The organism is Burkholderia lata (assembly GCF_902499335.1).
GTDB lineage: Bacteria > Pseudomonadota > Gammaproteobacteria > Burkholderiales > Burkholderiaceae > Burkholderia > Burkholderia lata_B.
Map to the genome: position 1 here is coordinate 105640 of NZ_CABVQK010000015.1, position 14726 is coordinate 120365.

Annotated in this window: 13 protein-coding genes; 9 read left to right on the forward strand and 4 right to left on the reverse strand. The window is 67.2% G+C overall.

What is annotated here, in order from left to right; all coding sequences use genetic code 11:
- Positions 1-49: 49 nt before the first annotated feature.
- Complete coding sequence (locus tag BCO18175_RS31485) at positions 50-1609, reverse strand: methyl-accepting chemotaxis protein (protein ID WP_174986700.1); 1560 nt, start codon at positions 1607-1609, stop codon at positions 50-52.
- 230 nt (positions 1610-1839) lie between these two features.
- Here BCO18175_RS31485 and BCO18175_RS31490 point away from each other — a divergent pair, with 230 nt between their 5' ends.
- Positions 1840-3354, forward strand: a complete 1515-nt coding sequence (locus BCO18175_RS31490) for an MDR family MFS transporter (protein ID WP_174986702.1) — start codon at positions 1840-1842, stop codon at positions 3352-3354.
- 59 nt (positions 3355-3413) lie between these two features.
- On the opposite strand, the gene BCO18175_RS31495 is transcribed toward BCO18175_RS31490, so the two are convergent.
- Positions 3414-4412, reverse strand: coding sequence for a quinone oxidoreductase family protein (locus BCO18175_RS31495; protein ID WP_174986704.1), 999 nt, complete (start codon positions 4410-4412; stop codon positions 3414-3416).
- Positions 4413-4544: 132 nt separating this feature from the next.
- On the opposite strand from BCO18175_RS31495, the gene BCO18175_RS31500 reads away from it, so the two are divergent.
- From BCO18175_RS31500 to BCO18175_RS31525, 6 genes are all read left to right on the forward strand, one after another.
- Positions 4545-5417: a LysR family transcriptional regulator gene (locus BCO18175_RS31500; RefSeq protein ID WP_174986867.1), complete on the forward strand. Its 873-nt coding sequence runs from the start codon at positions 4545-4547 to the stop codon at positions 5415-5417.
- 77 nt (positions 5418-5494) lie between these two features.
- Positions 5495-6055, forward strand: a complete 561-nt coding sequence (locus BCO18175_RS31505) for a GNAT family N-acetyltransferase (protein ID WP_174986706.1) — start codon at positions 5495-5497, stop codon at positions 6053-6055.
- Between the two features lie 9 nt (positions 6056-6064).
- Complete coding sequence (locus tag BCO18175_RS31510; RefSeq protein WP_174986708.1) at positions 6065-6904, forward strand: MerR family transcriptional regulator; 840 nt, start codon at positions 6065-6067, stop codon at positions 6902-6904.
- Between the two features lie 123 nt (positions 6905-7027).
- The gene (locus BCO18175_RS31515) at positions 7028-8008 is read left to right on the forward strand and encodes a sulfonate ABC transporter substrate-binding protein (RefSeq protein WP_174986710.1); all 981 of its coding nucleotides are present in this window, start codon (positions 7028-7030) and stop codon (positions 8006-8008) included.
- 418 nt (positions 8009-8426) lie between these two features.
- Positions 8427-8630, forward strand: a complete 204-nt coding sequence (locus BCO18175_RS31520) for a cold-shock protein (protein ID WP_006485974.1) — start codon at positions 8427-8429, stop codon at positions 8628-8630.
- Positions 8631-8906: 276 nt separating this feature from the next.
- Positions 8907-9131, forward strand: a complete 225-nt coding sequence (locus tag BCO18175_RS31525; RefSeq protein ID WP_174986870.1) for a hypothetical protein — start codon at positions 8907-8909, stop codon at positions 9129-9131.
- 322 nt (positions 9132-9453) lie between these two features.
- Here the strand turns inward: BCO18175_RS31525 and BCO18175_RS31530 are convergent, their stop codons facing one another.
- The gene (locus BCO18175_RS31530) at positions 9454-10887 is read right to left on the reverse strand and encodes a CoA transferase (protein WP_174986712.1); all 1434 of its coding nucleotides are present in this window, start codon (positions 10885-10887) and stop codon (positions 9454-9456) included.
- A gap of 103 nt (positions 10888-10990) precedes the next feature.
- Between BCO18175_RS31530 and BCO18175_RS31535 the strand changes: the two genes are divergently transcribed.
- On the forward strand, positions 10991-12286 hold the full coding sequence (locus BCO18175_RS31535) for a citrate synthase family protein (protein ID WP_174986872.1): 1296 nt from the start codon (positions 10991-10993) through the stop codon (positions 12284-12286).
- Between the two features lie 247 nt (positions 12287-12533).
- Here BCO18175_RS31535 and speB read toward each other — a convergent pair whose 3' ends face one another.
- A complete protein-coding gene (gene speB, locus BCO18175_RS31540; protein ID WP_174986714.1) occupies positions 12534-13502 on the reverse strand; it encodes an agmatinase in 969 nt (322 codons plus the stop codon).
- 426 nt (positions 13503-13928) lie between these two features.
- Here speB and BCO18175_RS31545 point away from each other — a divergent pair, with 426 nt between their 5' ends.
- A complete protein-coding gene (locus BCO18175_RS31545) occupies positions 13929-14600 on the forward strand; it encodes a lysoplasmalogenase (RefSeq protein ID WP_174986716.1) in 672 nt (223 codons plus the stop codon).
- Positions 14601-14726 lie beyond the last annotated feature (126 nt).

Genomic DNA, 14726 nt, shown 5'->3' on the forward strand with positions numbered 1-14726 from the left:
AACAGACGCAGTCGGCGGTCGCACTGCTCTCAACCACCCCCACCATCGATCAAGCCACCCGGAACGCCCCCACCGCGCGGCGCAGCCCGTCGGCCTGCTCTTCCAGTGACGCGGCAGCAGCCGCGGCCTGCTCGACGAGCGCCGCGTTCTGCTGCGACACCTGGTCCATCTGCGACACCGCGCGGTTCACCTGCTCGATCCCGTCGCGCTGCTCGCTCGACGCGGCCGCGATCTCGGTCATGATGCCCGTCACGCGTCCGATCGCCTGCTGGATGTCCTGCATCGTCGTGCCGGCCATGCCGACGAGCCGCGAGCCAGTCGCGACGCGCTCGACCGATTCGCCGATCAGCGTGCGGATTTCCTTCGCCGCCGACGCCGAACGTTGCGCAAGCGTGCGCACCTCGCCCGCGACCACCGCGAAGCCGCGGCCCTGCTCGCCGGCGCGCGCGGCTTCGACCGCCGCATTCAGCGCGAGGATGTTGGTCTGGAACGCGATGCCCTCGATCGTGCCGATGATGTCGGCAACCTTCTGCGAGCTCTGGTCGATCTCGGTCATCGTACCGATCACTTCACCGACGACTGTCGCGCCGCGCATCGCGATCTCGCTCGCGGTATCCGCGCAGGCCTGCGCCTCCATCGCATTGTCCGCGTTCTGCTTCACGGTCGCGGTGAGCTGCTCCATGCTCGCGGCCGTCTCCTGCAGCGCGGACGCCTGCTCCTCGGTGCGCTGCGACAAGTCGGTGTTGCCGGCCGCGATCTGGTGCGTCGCCGTCGAGATCGCCTCGGAACCCTGGCTGACCTGGCGCACGGTGTCCGCAAGGCTGCGCTGCATGCCGGTCACGCCCTTGACCAGCTCGGCCATCTCGTCGCGCGACGACCAGCGCACTTCCGAGGTCAGGTCGCCGTCCGACAGGCGGCGGAAGTGCGACAGCAGCCGGTTCACCGGCTGCGTGATCGCGTAATGCAGGCCGATCGCGCAGCCGAGGCACGCGGCCAAGCCGAATGCGATACCGGCAATCGCGCCCGCGCGCATCCAGCCGTAATAGGTCTGCGCGGTGTCGTACACATCCTTGCCGCGGGCCACCTGGTACGCATCGAGCGCATCGGTCGCCTGCGTGAGCGCGACCGACAGCGGCGGCGCAACCGACATCAGCAGCCGGTCTGCCTCGTCGCGGCGACCTTCGCGGACCGCGTCGATCATCGGCTTCAGTGCCTGCCCGATCAGCGCCTGGCGCGCGGCGTCGAGGCCGCTCGCGAGCGGGCCTTCGTCGCCGTCGTGCGGCATCGACGCGTAGCCGCGCCATGCGGTGTCGGCCTTCGCGAGATAGCTCTCGGCTTTCTTGACGAGATCGGGCACTTCCGGCGCTTCCGGATGCAGCATGGCGCGATCGAGCGTGGTACGCACGATCGTCAGGTTCAGACTGGCCGCCGACAGCGCGGTCTTCGCAGCCAGTTGCTGCGTATAGGCCTCGTCGAGCGCACGGTTCGAGCTCTGCATGCCGGCGAGGCCGATCAGCCCCGATACGACGAGCAGCACGGCGACGAGGCCGAGCGTGGAGAAGATCCGCGTACGGATCGAGAAACGGGAAAACAGGGCGTTCAGGTTCATGACGGGACGTGAGCGGTGAAAAGTGCCGCGGCAATCAGTCCGCAGCACTCTGTATTACGGTTTGCCTGCAAAAAACTTGAGTCCGGCCCCGCTTTCCCCTGATCCCGGTCAATTTTTCGGGCCGGCAATCTCCTGTTACGGTTGCAACATATCGAGGCTGGGCAGAAATTGACCAGTCAACTATTCATGGCTATAGTTCGACACAATTCCCTGCCATGGCAGATATATCAATGACAACCGACATCCTCCTCACTCCGCCGGCCGCCGAAACGGCCCGCCGCGACGCGCCGACCGGGCTGATCGTCGCCGCGCTGCTGCTCGTCATGCTGCTGTCCGCACTCGACCAGACGATCGTGTCGACCGCGCTGCCGACGATCGTCGGCGAGCTCGGCGGGCTCGACCAGTTGTCGTGGGTCGTCACCGCGTACCTGCTGTCGTCCACCGTCGTGCTGCCCCTGTACGGCAAGCTCGGCGACCTGTACGGCCGCAAGATCGTGCTGCAGGCCGCGATCGTGCTGTTCCTCGCGGGCTCCGCGCTATGCGGCGTCGCGCAAGACATGACGCAGCTGATCGTGCTGCGCGCGCTGCAGGGGCTGGGTGGCGGCGGCCTGATGGTCGTCACGATGGCGGCGATCGGCGATCTGGTGCCACCCGATCGGCGCGCACGCTACCAGGGGATGTTCGGCGGCGTGTACGGCCTCGCGACGATCATCGGCCCGTTGCTCGGCGGCTTCCTGGTCGAGCACCTGTCGTGGCGCTGGATCTTCACGATCAACCTGCCGCTCGGCTTTCTCGCGCTCGCGGTGATCGGCGTCGCATTCCGGCCGCACACCGCGCACGTGAAGCACCGGATCGACTACATGGGCGCCGCGTTCCTCGCCACGGCCCTCACCTGCGTGATCCTGTTCACGAGCGAAGGCGGCTCGCTGCTGCCGTGGACGTCGCCGCAACTGTGGATGACACTCGTGCTCGGCGTCGTCGCGATCGGCGGCTTCATTTATGAAGAGCGGCTCGCGGCCGAGCCGATCATGCCGCTCGAACTGTTCCGCCATCGCACCTTCGTGCTGGTCAGCCTGATCGGCTTCGTCGTCGGCATCGCGCTGTTCGGCTCGGTCACGTTCATCCCGCTCTACCTGCAGGTCGTGAAGGGATCGACGCCGTCGCAAGCTGGGATGCAGCTGCTGCCGATGATGGGCGGGATGCTCGTGACGTCGATCGTCAGCGGCCGGCTGATCTCGCGGCTCGGTTCGTACCGGATGTTCCCGATCCTGGGCACGCTGACCGGCGGCATCGCGATGGCGCTGCTGTCGACGCTGACACTCGATACGCCGCTGCACACGATGTATGCGTACATGGCGCTGCTCGGGATCGGGCTCGGCATGGTGATGCCCGTGCTCACGCTCGCCGTGCAGAACACGGTCGAATTCCGGCACATGGGCGTCGCGACGTCGGGCGCGACGCTGTTCCGTTCGATCGGCGGCTCACTCGGCGTCGCGGCGTTCGGCGCGCTGTTCTCGCACGGGCTGCAGTCGCGGGTGATGGATGCGCTGCCGGCCGGCACGGAGCTGCCGCCCGCGCTCGGCCCGGCCGCCGTGCACCAGTTGCCGGATGCCGTGCGCGACGCGTACCTGCATGCGTTCGCCGGTTCGCTGCACGTCGTGTATCTCGCGGCGGCGACGGTCATCGCGATCGCGTTCGTGCTCGCGTGGTTCGTCGAGGATGCGCCGCTGCGCAAACACCACTGAACCTCCCGTGGATCGCGACGCGAGCGTCGAGCCGCACCGCGATCCGCCTCCGCCCGCCGTCAAGGCACCAGCACGACCCCGCCCGTCGTCGCGCGCGACTCCAGCAATCGGTGTGCATCGCCCGCCTGTTCGAGTGGCACCCGCGCGCCGATCTCCACGTGCATCCCGCCCGCCAGCCGTTCGAGCGTCGCGCGCGCAGCCTCCCGATATCCGTCGACGTCGCGCGCGATGAAGCCGAGCACGCTCGGCCGCGCCAGCGCGATCGAGCGCGCCGGCCCCAGTTCGTCGAGATCAAACGTCTGCCGCGCGCCGATCGCGGCCACCTGCCCGATGCTCGCGACCATCCCGAACGGACGGACCGCGCCGAGCGTGCGCGTCAGCACGTCGCCGCCGATTCCGTCGATCGCGTAATCGACCCCGGCGCCGCCACCGAATGCACGAGCCGCCGCGACAAAATCCTCCTCGCGGTAATCGACGACCGCCTCGGCGCCATGCGTACGCACGAGCGCGGCTTTCGCAGCCGACCCGACCGTGCCGATCACCCGCGCGCCAAGCGCACGCGCCCATTGCGTCGCCAGCAGCCCGACGCCGCCGGCCGCCGCATGCACGAGCACCGTGTCGCCGGCGCCGACCTGCCGGACGCGGTGCAGCAGCATATATACGGTGATCCCTTTCAGCAGCCCGGCCGCCGCCGCGTCGTCGCTCAGGCCGTCGGGGATCGGCAGCACGCGCTCGGCCGGCATCGTGCGCAGGCTCGCATAGCTGCCGGTCGGCATGCCTGCATACGCGACGCGCTGACCGGGGACGAGATCCGTCACGCCTGGCCCGACCGCGTCGATCACGCCGGCCGCCTCGACGCCGAGCGCGTCCGGCAGCGCGGGCAACGCGTGCGCGCCCGTCCTGAAATAGATGTCGACGAAATTCACGCCGATCGCGGTCTGGCGAATCCGCACTTCGCCGGCGCCGGGCGGCGCGACGGCTGCATCGACGCGGCGCAGCACGCCCGCGTCGCCGTAATGGTCGATCCCGATCCGGATGGCGGTGGCAGTCTGGGTCATGGCGTTCCTCACGATTGAATTGAAGTGACACGATCATCCCATCGTGCATAATCGATCGGAATTCCCGCTAATCGCCCATCTACTGTGCAAAATTCGACCGATCCGGATCCCGTTCCCGCGTCCGCGCTGCCGATGAGCTGGGACGACATCCGCTATTTCCTCGCGGTGATGCGCGGCGGCAGCCTGTCGGCCACCGCGCGGGCGCTGCAGGTTCAGCATTCGACGGTCGCGCGGCGCATCGACGCGCTGGAGTCCTCGCTCGGCATCCGGCTGTTCGACCGGCTGCCGCGCGGCTGGCCGCCGACCGACGAAGGGCTGCATCTTGCCGAGCACGCGGCACGCCTCGAAACCGACGCGCATGCGTTCGCGCGCGCCGCCCAGGGCGCGGCGGCGCTCGACGGCGTGGTGCGCGTATCGGCGTCGCCGGTGTTCGCCAGCCATTTCCTCGCGCCGCGGCTCGCCCGCGCGCAGCGCGCATGGCCGGCGCTGCGGATCGACCTGCTGGGCGAGATGCACGCGGCGAACCTGTACGCGCGCGAAGCCGATCTCGCGGTGCGGCTGTCGCGACCGACCGAGCCGGGGCTCGCCGCGCGCCGGCTCGGCACGATGCGCTTCGCGCTGTGCGCAGCGCCGGAATGGGCGGACGCACCGCCCGACACCTGGCCGTTCGTCGGCTACGACGACGCGCTCGCGCAAACGCCGCAGCATCAGTGGCTCGCCCGCTTCGCGGCCGGGCGCCGTTTCGCGTTCGTCACCAACGACCTGGCCGCGCAGCATCGCGCGTGCGCGGCCGGCGCCGGCGTCGCGCTGCTGCCGCGGTTTCTCGTCGACGATCCGGCCGCGCACGCCGGTGCGCCGCTCGTCGAACTGACGGCCGCGCCGCGTTGCGACATCGAGCGCGAAATCTGGCTCGTGGTCCACCCGGACGTGCGCCGGTCGCCGCGCGTTCAGCGTGTCGCGGACGCGATTGCCGATGCGGTCCACGCGGCGGACGGCCGGCTGTAGTAGCCAGCGGCTTTGCCATGCGCTCCAACGGCCGGCATAGTAGCGGTTTGCGTTCTGAATTCGCCGGACCCGCCGCCATGCCCACCGCCCCCGCCTGTGTCGTTCGCGATTCAACCGACGCCGACCTCGATGCGATCCACGCGATCTATGCGCACCACGTGCACCACAGCGTCGCGTCGTTCGAGGAAACACCGCCCGACGTCGCCGAACTGCGCGCGCGCCGCGACGCGGTGCTGCGCCACGGGCTGCCGTACCTCGTCGCCGAATGCGACGGCCGCGTGGCCGGCTACGCGTACGCGACGCCGTACCGCACGCGCAGCGCGTACCGCTTCACGATCGAGGATTCGATCTACATCGACGATGCGCAGCGCGGGCGCGGGATCGGCCGCGCGCTGCTCGCCGCGCTGATCGAACGCTGCGAGGCCGGCCCCTGGCGGCAGATGATCGCGGTGATCGCCGACGGCGGCACCGGCGGCTCGACGTCGCTGCACCGCGCGTTCGGCTTCGAGCCGGCCGGCATGCTGAAGGCCGTCGGTTTCAAGCACGGCCGCTGGATCGATACGGCACTGCTGCAGCGTCCGCTCGGCGACGGCGCGAACACGCTCCCCGTCTCGCCCGAGCCTCCCGCGTCGCGCTAGAATGGCCGCATGTCAAAACAGACTCATTCCACACCCGACGAGGCGGCGCCGGACTCCCGCAACGAGTACACGGTCGACGAACTTGCACGCGTGTCCGACACGACCGTGCGCAACGTCCGCGCCTACCAGGATCGCGGTTTGCTCGCGCCGCCGGAAAAGCGCGGCCGCGTCGGCATCTACGACGACACGCACGTCGCGCGCCTCAAGCTGATCAACCACCTGCTCGCGCGCGGCTATACGCTGTCGAACATCCAGGACCTGATCAAGGCGATCGACGAAGGCCATGACCTGCGTTCGATCCTCGGCCTCGAAAACGCGATCGGCGGCCGCTGGTCGCACGAACTGCCGAAGACCTATTCCGTCGCCGCGCTCGCGCAGATGTTCGGCCCGCAAGCGACCACGCAGCTGTCGCGCGTGACCGAACTCGGCCTGCTCGAACGGCGCGGCCTGTCGTTCGTCGCGAAGAGCCCCGCGCTGCTCGAGGCAGCGGCCGCGATGACGAAGGAAGGCATCCCGCCGCGCGAGCTGCTCGACGTGATCAGCCTCGCACGGCCGCATTTCGACGCGATCGCACGACTGCTCGTCGATCTCGTCGTGAAGCGGCTCGACCGCTACGACGCGGGCACGCTGCCGCCCGCTACCGACGTGCCCGAACTGGTCGACGCGATCTGGCGCCTGCGCCCGCTCGCGGCCGTGTTCGTCGAAGGCGAGACGAACCGTGCGCTGGAAACCGCAGCGAGCGCGTATCTCGGCGGCCGCGTCGCGACGATCCTCGACAAGAAACTCAGCGACGAGGCCGCGCGGCAGTCCGGCACATCGGCATCGAAAGAAGACGGCGACGAAGCATAGGCCCGCCGCCGTCATATTGATATCGGCAATGCTTCGTTTGCGGGCGTGATCGCCCATGCGACGATTCTTCCAACCGAGCGTCACCACCGCTCGCCCGAAGACGTTTTGCATGGAGTCCGTTCGATGATTCGTTTCACCCGCTGGATCGCCCGCACCGCGGCCGTCACGCTCGTCGCGCTGTCCGCCGCGTCGGCCTTCGCGCAAGGCGGCGCCGGCCAGGTCGTGCGCATCGGCTACCAGAAAGCCGGCCTGCTGTCGGTCATCAAGGCACAAGGTTCGCTCGAAGCGCGGCTCAAGCCGCTCGGCTATGGCGTCCAGTGGTTCGAATTCCCGGCCGGCCCGCAACTGCTCGAAGCGCTGAACGCGAACAGCATCGACTTCGGCTATACGGGCGCGCCGCCGCCCGTGTTCGCGCAGGCGGCCGGCGTGCACTTCGTCTATGTCGGCGCGGAACCGCCGGCGCCGCACAACGAAGCCGTGGTCGTGAAGGCCGATTCGCCGATCCGCTCGGTCGCCGGCCTGCGCGGCAAGAAGATCGCGCTGCAGAAGGGCTCGAGCGCGAACTACCTGCTACTCGAAGCGCTGAAGAAGGCCGGCGTGCGCTACGACGAAATCCGCCCCGTGTACCTTGCACCGGCCGATGCACGCGCTGCGTTCGAGAGCGGCAACGTCGATGCGTGGGTCGTCTGGGATCCGTACTATGCGGCCGCGCAAAATGCGTTGAAGGTGCGCACGCTGTCCGACTACACGGGCCTCTCGGCGACCAACAATTTCTACGAAGCGACGCGGGACTTCGCGCAGCAGCATCCCGACGTGGTCGGCGCGATCCTGAAGCAGGCGCGCGAGACGGGCCAGTGGGTCAACGCGCATCCGGCCGACACGGCCGCGCTGATCGCACCGAAGGTCGGCCTGCCGCAATCGCTCGTCGAGACGTGGATCAAGCGCGTCCCGTTTGGCGCAGTGCCGCTCGACGAAAAGATCGTCGCGGCCCAGCAAGGTGTCGCCGATGCGTTTTATGCGGCGAAGCTGATTCCGCAGAAGCTGAGCGTGGCCGACAACGCATGGGTCGATAAAAGCGTGCAGAGTGCGCTCGCGGCGAAGTAGCGAGAACGCAGCGCGCAACTTGTCAAAGCGGCCGACGGGCGCACAACTCGCCGGCCATTTTTGTTCCTGTCGAATGTTCGGGAAACGCGGGCCGAACTATCGGCGTTCGGCCTGAGCGCGGGTCACGCTTTCACGTTTATCGTGGCGACCTTGTGCGTCGTCCCGGGTAGCGCGCGCGGCCAGGCAGGGCCACATCGCCTCATCCGCAAAGCGGGCCGCCTGGTGAAACTGTTACAAGATTGCGATTGACGCCACCACTGCCCACCGGTTAGTGTGTCGGTCGAAGTTCAAGAAGTCCGATTGCTGTTCATCAATTGATCGCTCCTCGGCGGTATTCGTTGTCCTCTCCCTCCTTGACGCTTCACGCGCTCTTTTATAGAGCAAATCATCATATTTTTCTTTTTCTCAAGGATTCTTCATGGATACCGGTATCGTCAAGTGGTTCAACGACAGCAAAGGCTTTGGCTTCATCACGCCCGACAACGGCGGCGACGACCTGTTCGCACACTTCTCCGAAATTCGCGCCGACGGCTTCAAGACGCTGGCTGAAAATCAGAAAGTGAGCTTCGAAACGAAGCAAGGCCCGAAGGGTCTGCAAGCGGCTAACATCAAGCCGCTGTAAAGTTTGAAGGACCCGGCCTCCCGTAACGGACGCCGGGTTGCAGCGACATCCTCGCGGAGACTGGTCTCCCAAAGTTGGCGCGATTGCTCTTAGCTGCATCTGTTCATGCAGCAGCTCGCCAAGCGCCACACGCCTCGTTGCACTTCATTCGCCCTCCGGCCGCGAAACCCTTTTCGCTTTACGACTGCTTCAGATTCAGCCCGCAATGGCTTTGAATCGGCGCACCCGTGCACATTCGGCACGGCACGCGCGCAGTCGAACATTATTAAAATTAAAATGCAGAACAAACAAATTCAACAATACAACGGCTATGCCGTTCACCCCTCGGCGCATCGTTTGCCCGACGGTAGTTTTTCATCCAACCTGCTGCTTGAACGCGCCGGCAGCGCACGCACCGAAGGCCGCTACCAGTTCTATTCGCTCGATTACTTCACGAGTGAGGAGCAGGCGTTGCAGCATTCGGCCCGCTGGGCACGCAACTGGGTCGACACGCGCGGCTAAAGGCAGCGCCTGCCCATCGATCCGCGACGCGCACAACGCACCGGCGGTCGGTGCCCGCCACCTTCTCCGCCGGCCGCGTTGGCCGCGATATCGCGAGTCTCGAACCGCCCTGCCCGCGTATCCCGAACGCGTTCCACCTGACCAGGCCGGGACGCGCATCGGGAAACACGCCGCCGATCGCTTCGGCCGAGTGTTCCAGCACGTTCGTGCGCCGTCCGATGATGACGGCCTGCGCATTGCGCCGAGCGAAATACGTCGCGGTGGCCGGGTCGACTCCCGTCCCGCCGCCACTCACCGGCACCCGCCGATTCATCGCACCGCCTCAAAGATCGTCGTTCGACGACAACCACTCCGGCTCATACGCACCCAGCGCACGTGCCGGATAAAACCATCGGAGCGGTGCATCGTCGATCTGCACTGGCGGGAGGAGCCGGGATGCCGGCCCCCACGACGTCGGTTCGACGTGTTCCGCACGATCATGTTGACCGTCGGCGACCAGTTCGACCACCTCGCTCATCGGCTCCGACCGCAGTTGCAAATCGGCCGCCGTGCGCGCCAGCGATGCGCGAACCTCGGTACCGACGCCCTGTTTCATTCGTGTCGTCAGCCCACGGATGGCGGCCATCGCCATCAGGTAGCCCGTCGTATGGTCGATGGCCTGAACGGGCAGGTTCACCGGTTCATCGCCGCCCATCACGCGCATGCCCGCCTCGGCGATGCCCGTGCTCGTTTGAATGAGGCTGTCGAAGCCGCGCCGGAAACGCCATTCACCCGTCCAGCCATAAGCGTCGAGCGACACGTCGATGAGCGCGGGATTCAGTTCGCGCCGATGCGCGGCATCGAGCCCGAGGCGCGCCAGCGCATCGGCCCGATAACCGTGCACGACGATATCCGCACTGCGCAGCAACTGCTTGAGCGTATCGAGATCCGCGGCATCCTTCAGGTTCAGCCGCGCACATCGCTTGCCGAGGACGACTTCGGGCACCGTACCCGGTTCTTCCCATCCGTACGGATCGATGCGCAGCACGTCGGCGCCCAGGCCAGCGAGAAATCGCGTCGCCACGGGGCCGGCGAGAATGCGCGTCAGGTCGAGCACGCGAATGCCGCGCAACGGCCGGTCTTTCGAAGGCCGCCAGTCATGCGCGACGGCATCGGTCGCGGCATGAACATGCAGCAACGGTTCGGTTGCGACCGACTTGCCCTGCGGATGCTCGGCCCACTCCTGCGCCGAGTACATCGCCGCGGCACAACCGCCGCGCTCGACGATCGCGCCTTCGAGCGCACCGGCATCCCAGCGATTCACCGCTTGCGCGACCGACTGTGCATCGTCGGCACAGTCGAGCACCGACAAGGCGGCCAGCCGATGATGCGGTGCGTTGGTGTGCAACCGGATCCAGCGATCGCGCGCCCGATAATTGCCGGCCACCGGATCCCATTGAGGCGGCATCTTCCAGCCCTGCGGGCGCAGCGACGTGCCGAACCACAGCGACGCCATGCGCCGGTCGACCCGAACCGCCGGCAACGCCCCGGTCGATGCATGCAGCAACTCGGCAACGGACACCCCTGCCGCGCCGATCGCCGCCGTGGCCATGTCGGTTACGCGAAATGCCGAAACCAGTTCACCCGATCCGCTGAAGCTGCACGACTCGAGGAATGCCTGGGACCCACCCGCCGCCAGCCAGAACGCCCGCAGATGACGCGACACCCGATCCTCATCGGCCGCGGCCCATTCCCTCGATATTTGATCGACTCGCATGTTCGCCTCGCATGAATTAGGTGACGCAAAGATCGTCTCGCTCGCATTTGCTGTCAACGTTGATTATCCTGATCAACCTGTCGAACGATTCCCCCTGCGCACGATGTCGAACTACCTGAATTCGACCGAAGCCGCGGCAAGGCTCGGTGTCTCGCGGCAAACCCTCTATGCGTACGTCAGCCGCGGCCTGCTTCGCGCTGAGCCGGGCGGCAGTCACCGTGAAAGCCGCTACCTCGCGGCCGATGTCGACCGGCTCGCGGATCAACGCGCACGCGGCCGCAAGCCGAAGGAAGTGGCGAAAGCCGCGCTGAACTGGGGCTCGCCCGTGCTCGAATCGAGCATCACGTTGATCGACGCTGGCCGGCTCTTCTATCGCGGTATGGATGCACTCGATCTCGCTGCCCGCGCGAGTCTCGAGGAAGTCGCGGCGCTGCTATGGCGATGCGACGAGCAGACCGCGTTCGGCCGTCGCGCCCCCGCGACGCCTGCGGTACTGCGAACGCTCTTCAGGCACTACGGCGAGCAACGCGCCGAGCAGGCGCTGCTACCGCTCTTCACCGTCGCAAGCGAGGACGCACCAACGGCGATCTGGCATCAGTCGACCGATCGTCAGGCGCAGGGCTGCGGCGATCTCGTGCGGATTCTCGCGGCATGCCTGCTGCGAACCCGGATCGATACGGCACCCATCCATGTGCAATGCGCGCGGGCATGGGGCGTCGGGCCTGCGGGCGCCGAACTGATCAGGATGGCGCTCGTGCTGTGCGCGGATCACGAACTGAACGCGTCGAGCTTCACGGGGCGATGCATTGCGTCGACGAACGCGAGCTTGCGGGCCGTCGTGGTCGGCGGCCTCGCCGGCCTGTCGGGCGAGCGGCACGGTGCCACCACCGCGCGCGGCGAAGCACTGTGGGACGAACTGGGTAATAAGGACATCGAGCAAAAAATGGGCGAGCGTCTCGCCCGGGGAGACGGCTTGCCGGGCTTCGGACATGCGCTCTATCCCGACGGCGATGTGCGCGCGACGTATCTGTTGTCGCGGATCCTGCCGCGTCATCCTCAATGGAAAAGGATGATCGATGCCGGGAGCGCGCTCGTCGGCCAGAAACCCTCGCTGGATCTCGCGCTGGTGGCACTGCGCAGACATTTGCGGCTTCCCGTCGGCACCGCATTCGGCCTGTTCGCGCTTGGCCGCTCGATCGGCTGGATCGCGCACGGGCTGGAGCAGCGCGAGCAGTCCGATCTCATCAGGCCGCGTGCGGTTTATACGGGGACGTGGCCAGGTGAAAAAGGCGCCGGGCCGGGTCATTCTCGATCCCGCGGACGGTCGGGAAAGCAGCAAACAACGCAACCTGCCGCTCCGAAAGACGACATGCTTGCCGCTTTTTTCAGGAGTCGCTAGCTTTTCGGTCGATGCGATGACGTCGGCGCACATCATCGGTGACACGCCAACGCCTCGTTGGCGTACGGAATCAGCCACGCTATGACTTTCCGCTGAAGTCGCTAACGGAAACGGGTCGGCAAGGTCCCTTCCTGGAAATCCGCGAAGACTGCTTTCGCCGGCCCCATGGCATGCGAACAGCTCACGGCGCATCGACCCGGCGACGCGCGCACCACTCCAGCGGTACGCGCATCCTCGGCATGCTGACTTACTTCAGCGTCCCCGCCACCTTCTTCTGCCGCCACAGACACAGCAAGTCACACGCGACGTGCGCGGCCGCGATCGCGGTGATGTCCGCGTGATCGTATGCAGGCGCAACCTCGACCACATCCGCGCCGACCAGGTTCACCGCGCCGAGCGCGCGCACGATCGCGAGCGCCTGCGCGGACGACAGCCCGCCCGCGACCGGCGTCCCCGTACCGGGCGCGAACGCCGGGTCGAGGCAATCGATGTCGAACGTCAGGTACGCGGGCCGCGTGCCGACGATGTCGACGATCCGCTCGACCGCCGCGCGCGAACCGTGGTCATGCACCCACGCGGCATCGAGCCGCTCGATCCCGAGAAAATCGTCGTTCCACGTGCGAATCCCGACCTGCACCGACGTCGCCGGATCGATCAGCCCTTCTTTCACGGCCTTGTAGAACATCGTCCCGTGATTGAGGCTGTCCGGATCGTCGTCGGCCCACGTATCGCAGTGCGCGTCGAAATGGATCAGCGACAGCGGCTTGCCGTAGCGCTCCGCATGCGCGACCAGCAGCGGATACGTGATGTAGTGATCGCCGCCGAGCGTCAGCATCTTCGCGCCGGAACCGAGGATCGTGCGCGCATGCTCGATGATCGCGGGCTTGATCGACAGCGGGTTGTGCGCGTCGAACCAGCAGTCGCCGTAGTCAATGGCCGCGAGATCGTCGAACGGGTTGAAACCCCACGGATACGGATGAAGCTCCGCGAGTTGCACGCTCGCCGCACGGATCGCGGCCGGGCCGAGCCGCGCACCGGAGCGGTAGGTCGTCGCGAGGTCGAGCGGCACGCCGGAGATCGCGACGTCGACGCCGTCGAGCTCGCGTGAATAGTTGCGGCGCATGAACGACAACACGCCCGCATAGGTGTTTTCGATCGACGAGCCGTACGGCGTCGTGCGACGGATCGCACCGTCGCCGTGGAGAAGTTCGGTCATGGTCGGACCTGTTTTCGTGGGGGGCCGGCCGACCCCGCTTCGCATGAGCGCACGGGCCGGGCACGGCATGGATTCATCGGGCACGCACCGGCTTGCGCATCCAGTCGCGCGGCCGGGCGAGACAACGACAGCAACAACCACAACGGGAACGGCAACACCGCGGCGATCATAGCAAGCCGAATTGAAGTCGTTGCCCCGGTTCAGCCGGGGCAACGCGCGGAGAAATCCGGCGGCCGCGCCCCGGCATCGAAACCCGGCAATGCGGGATCGCGGCCCCGGCGGGCACTCCTGTGCACGGCGATCCCGGTCGCTTCCTAGAAGGATTCGCCGGTTTTCGCTCGCCCTTTCTTCCGGATAATGGCCGACAGCCGCGCCCTCGACGGCGCGCCGTCCACCGCAGACAACAACAAACCGGAGACACCCGCCTTGATCGCCACGCTTCCCGCCACCTACCGCCGGCTCTGGCCGCTCGCCGTCGTCGCCGCGCTGCTGTACGGGCTGTCGCTCGCCGCCGCGCCCTATCCCGGCCAGGCCGCCGCGAAAGCCGCGATGGGGATCCTGCTGCTCGCGGCGGGCAGCACCTGCGGTGCGCCGCGCGAACGCGCGTGGCTTTGCGCGGCGCTCGTGACGGCCGTGCTCGGCGACGTGCTGCTCGCGCTGCCCGACTGGCCGCTGTCGTTCGTGCTCGGCCTCGGCGCGTTCCTGCTCACGCACCTGTGCTATTGCGCGATCTTCATGCGCTGGCGCGCGCGGCCGCACGGCTGGCGCATCCTCGCGCTGGTCGGGCTGTGGATCGCCGCGCCGGCGTTCTACGCGGCCTTCCTTCCGCACCTCGGCGAGTTGCTGGCACCGGTCGCCGTCTACATGCTCGTGCTGTGCGCGATGGCGAGCTTCGCGCTCGCCGCACGCACGCGCGGCCCGCTGGTGGCCGTCGGCAGCCTGATCTTCGTCGGCTCCGATACGCTGATCGGCGTCGGCCGCTTTCTCGGCGGCTTTCCGGGCATCGATTACCTGATCTGGGGCCTCTACGCGCTCGCGCAGGTCACGATCGTGGCCGGGGTTTTCCATGAGACGTCCGCTCGATCGATCCGTCCCTGATACCGTTTCAAACAGACCGCCGCGTGCCGGCGGTCTCGCCTGCTTCCTCTCTCGCCCTGTCGACGGCCCTTCCCGCGCATCCCGCGATGCGGAAACCGGCCCGTTCCAAACCCCGCTCAGCCTTTT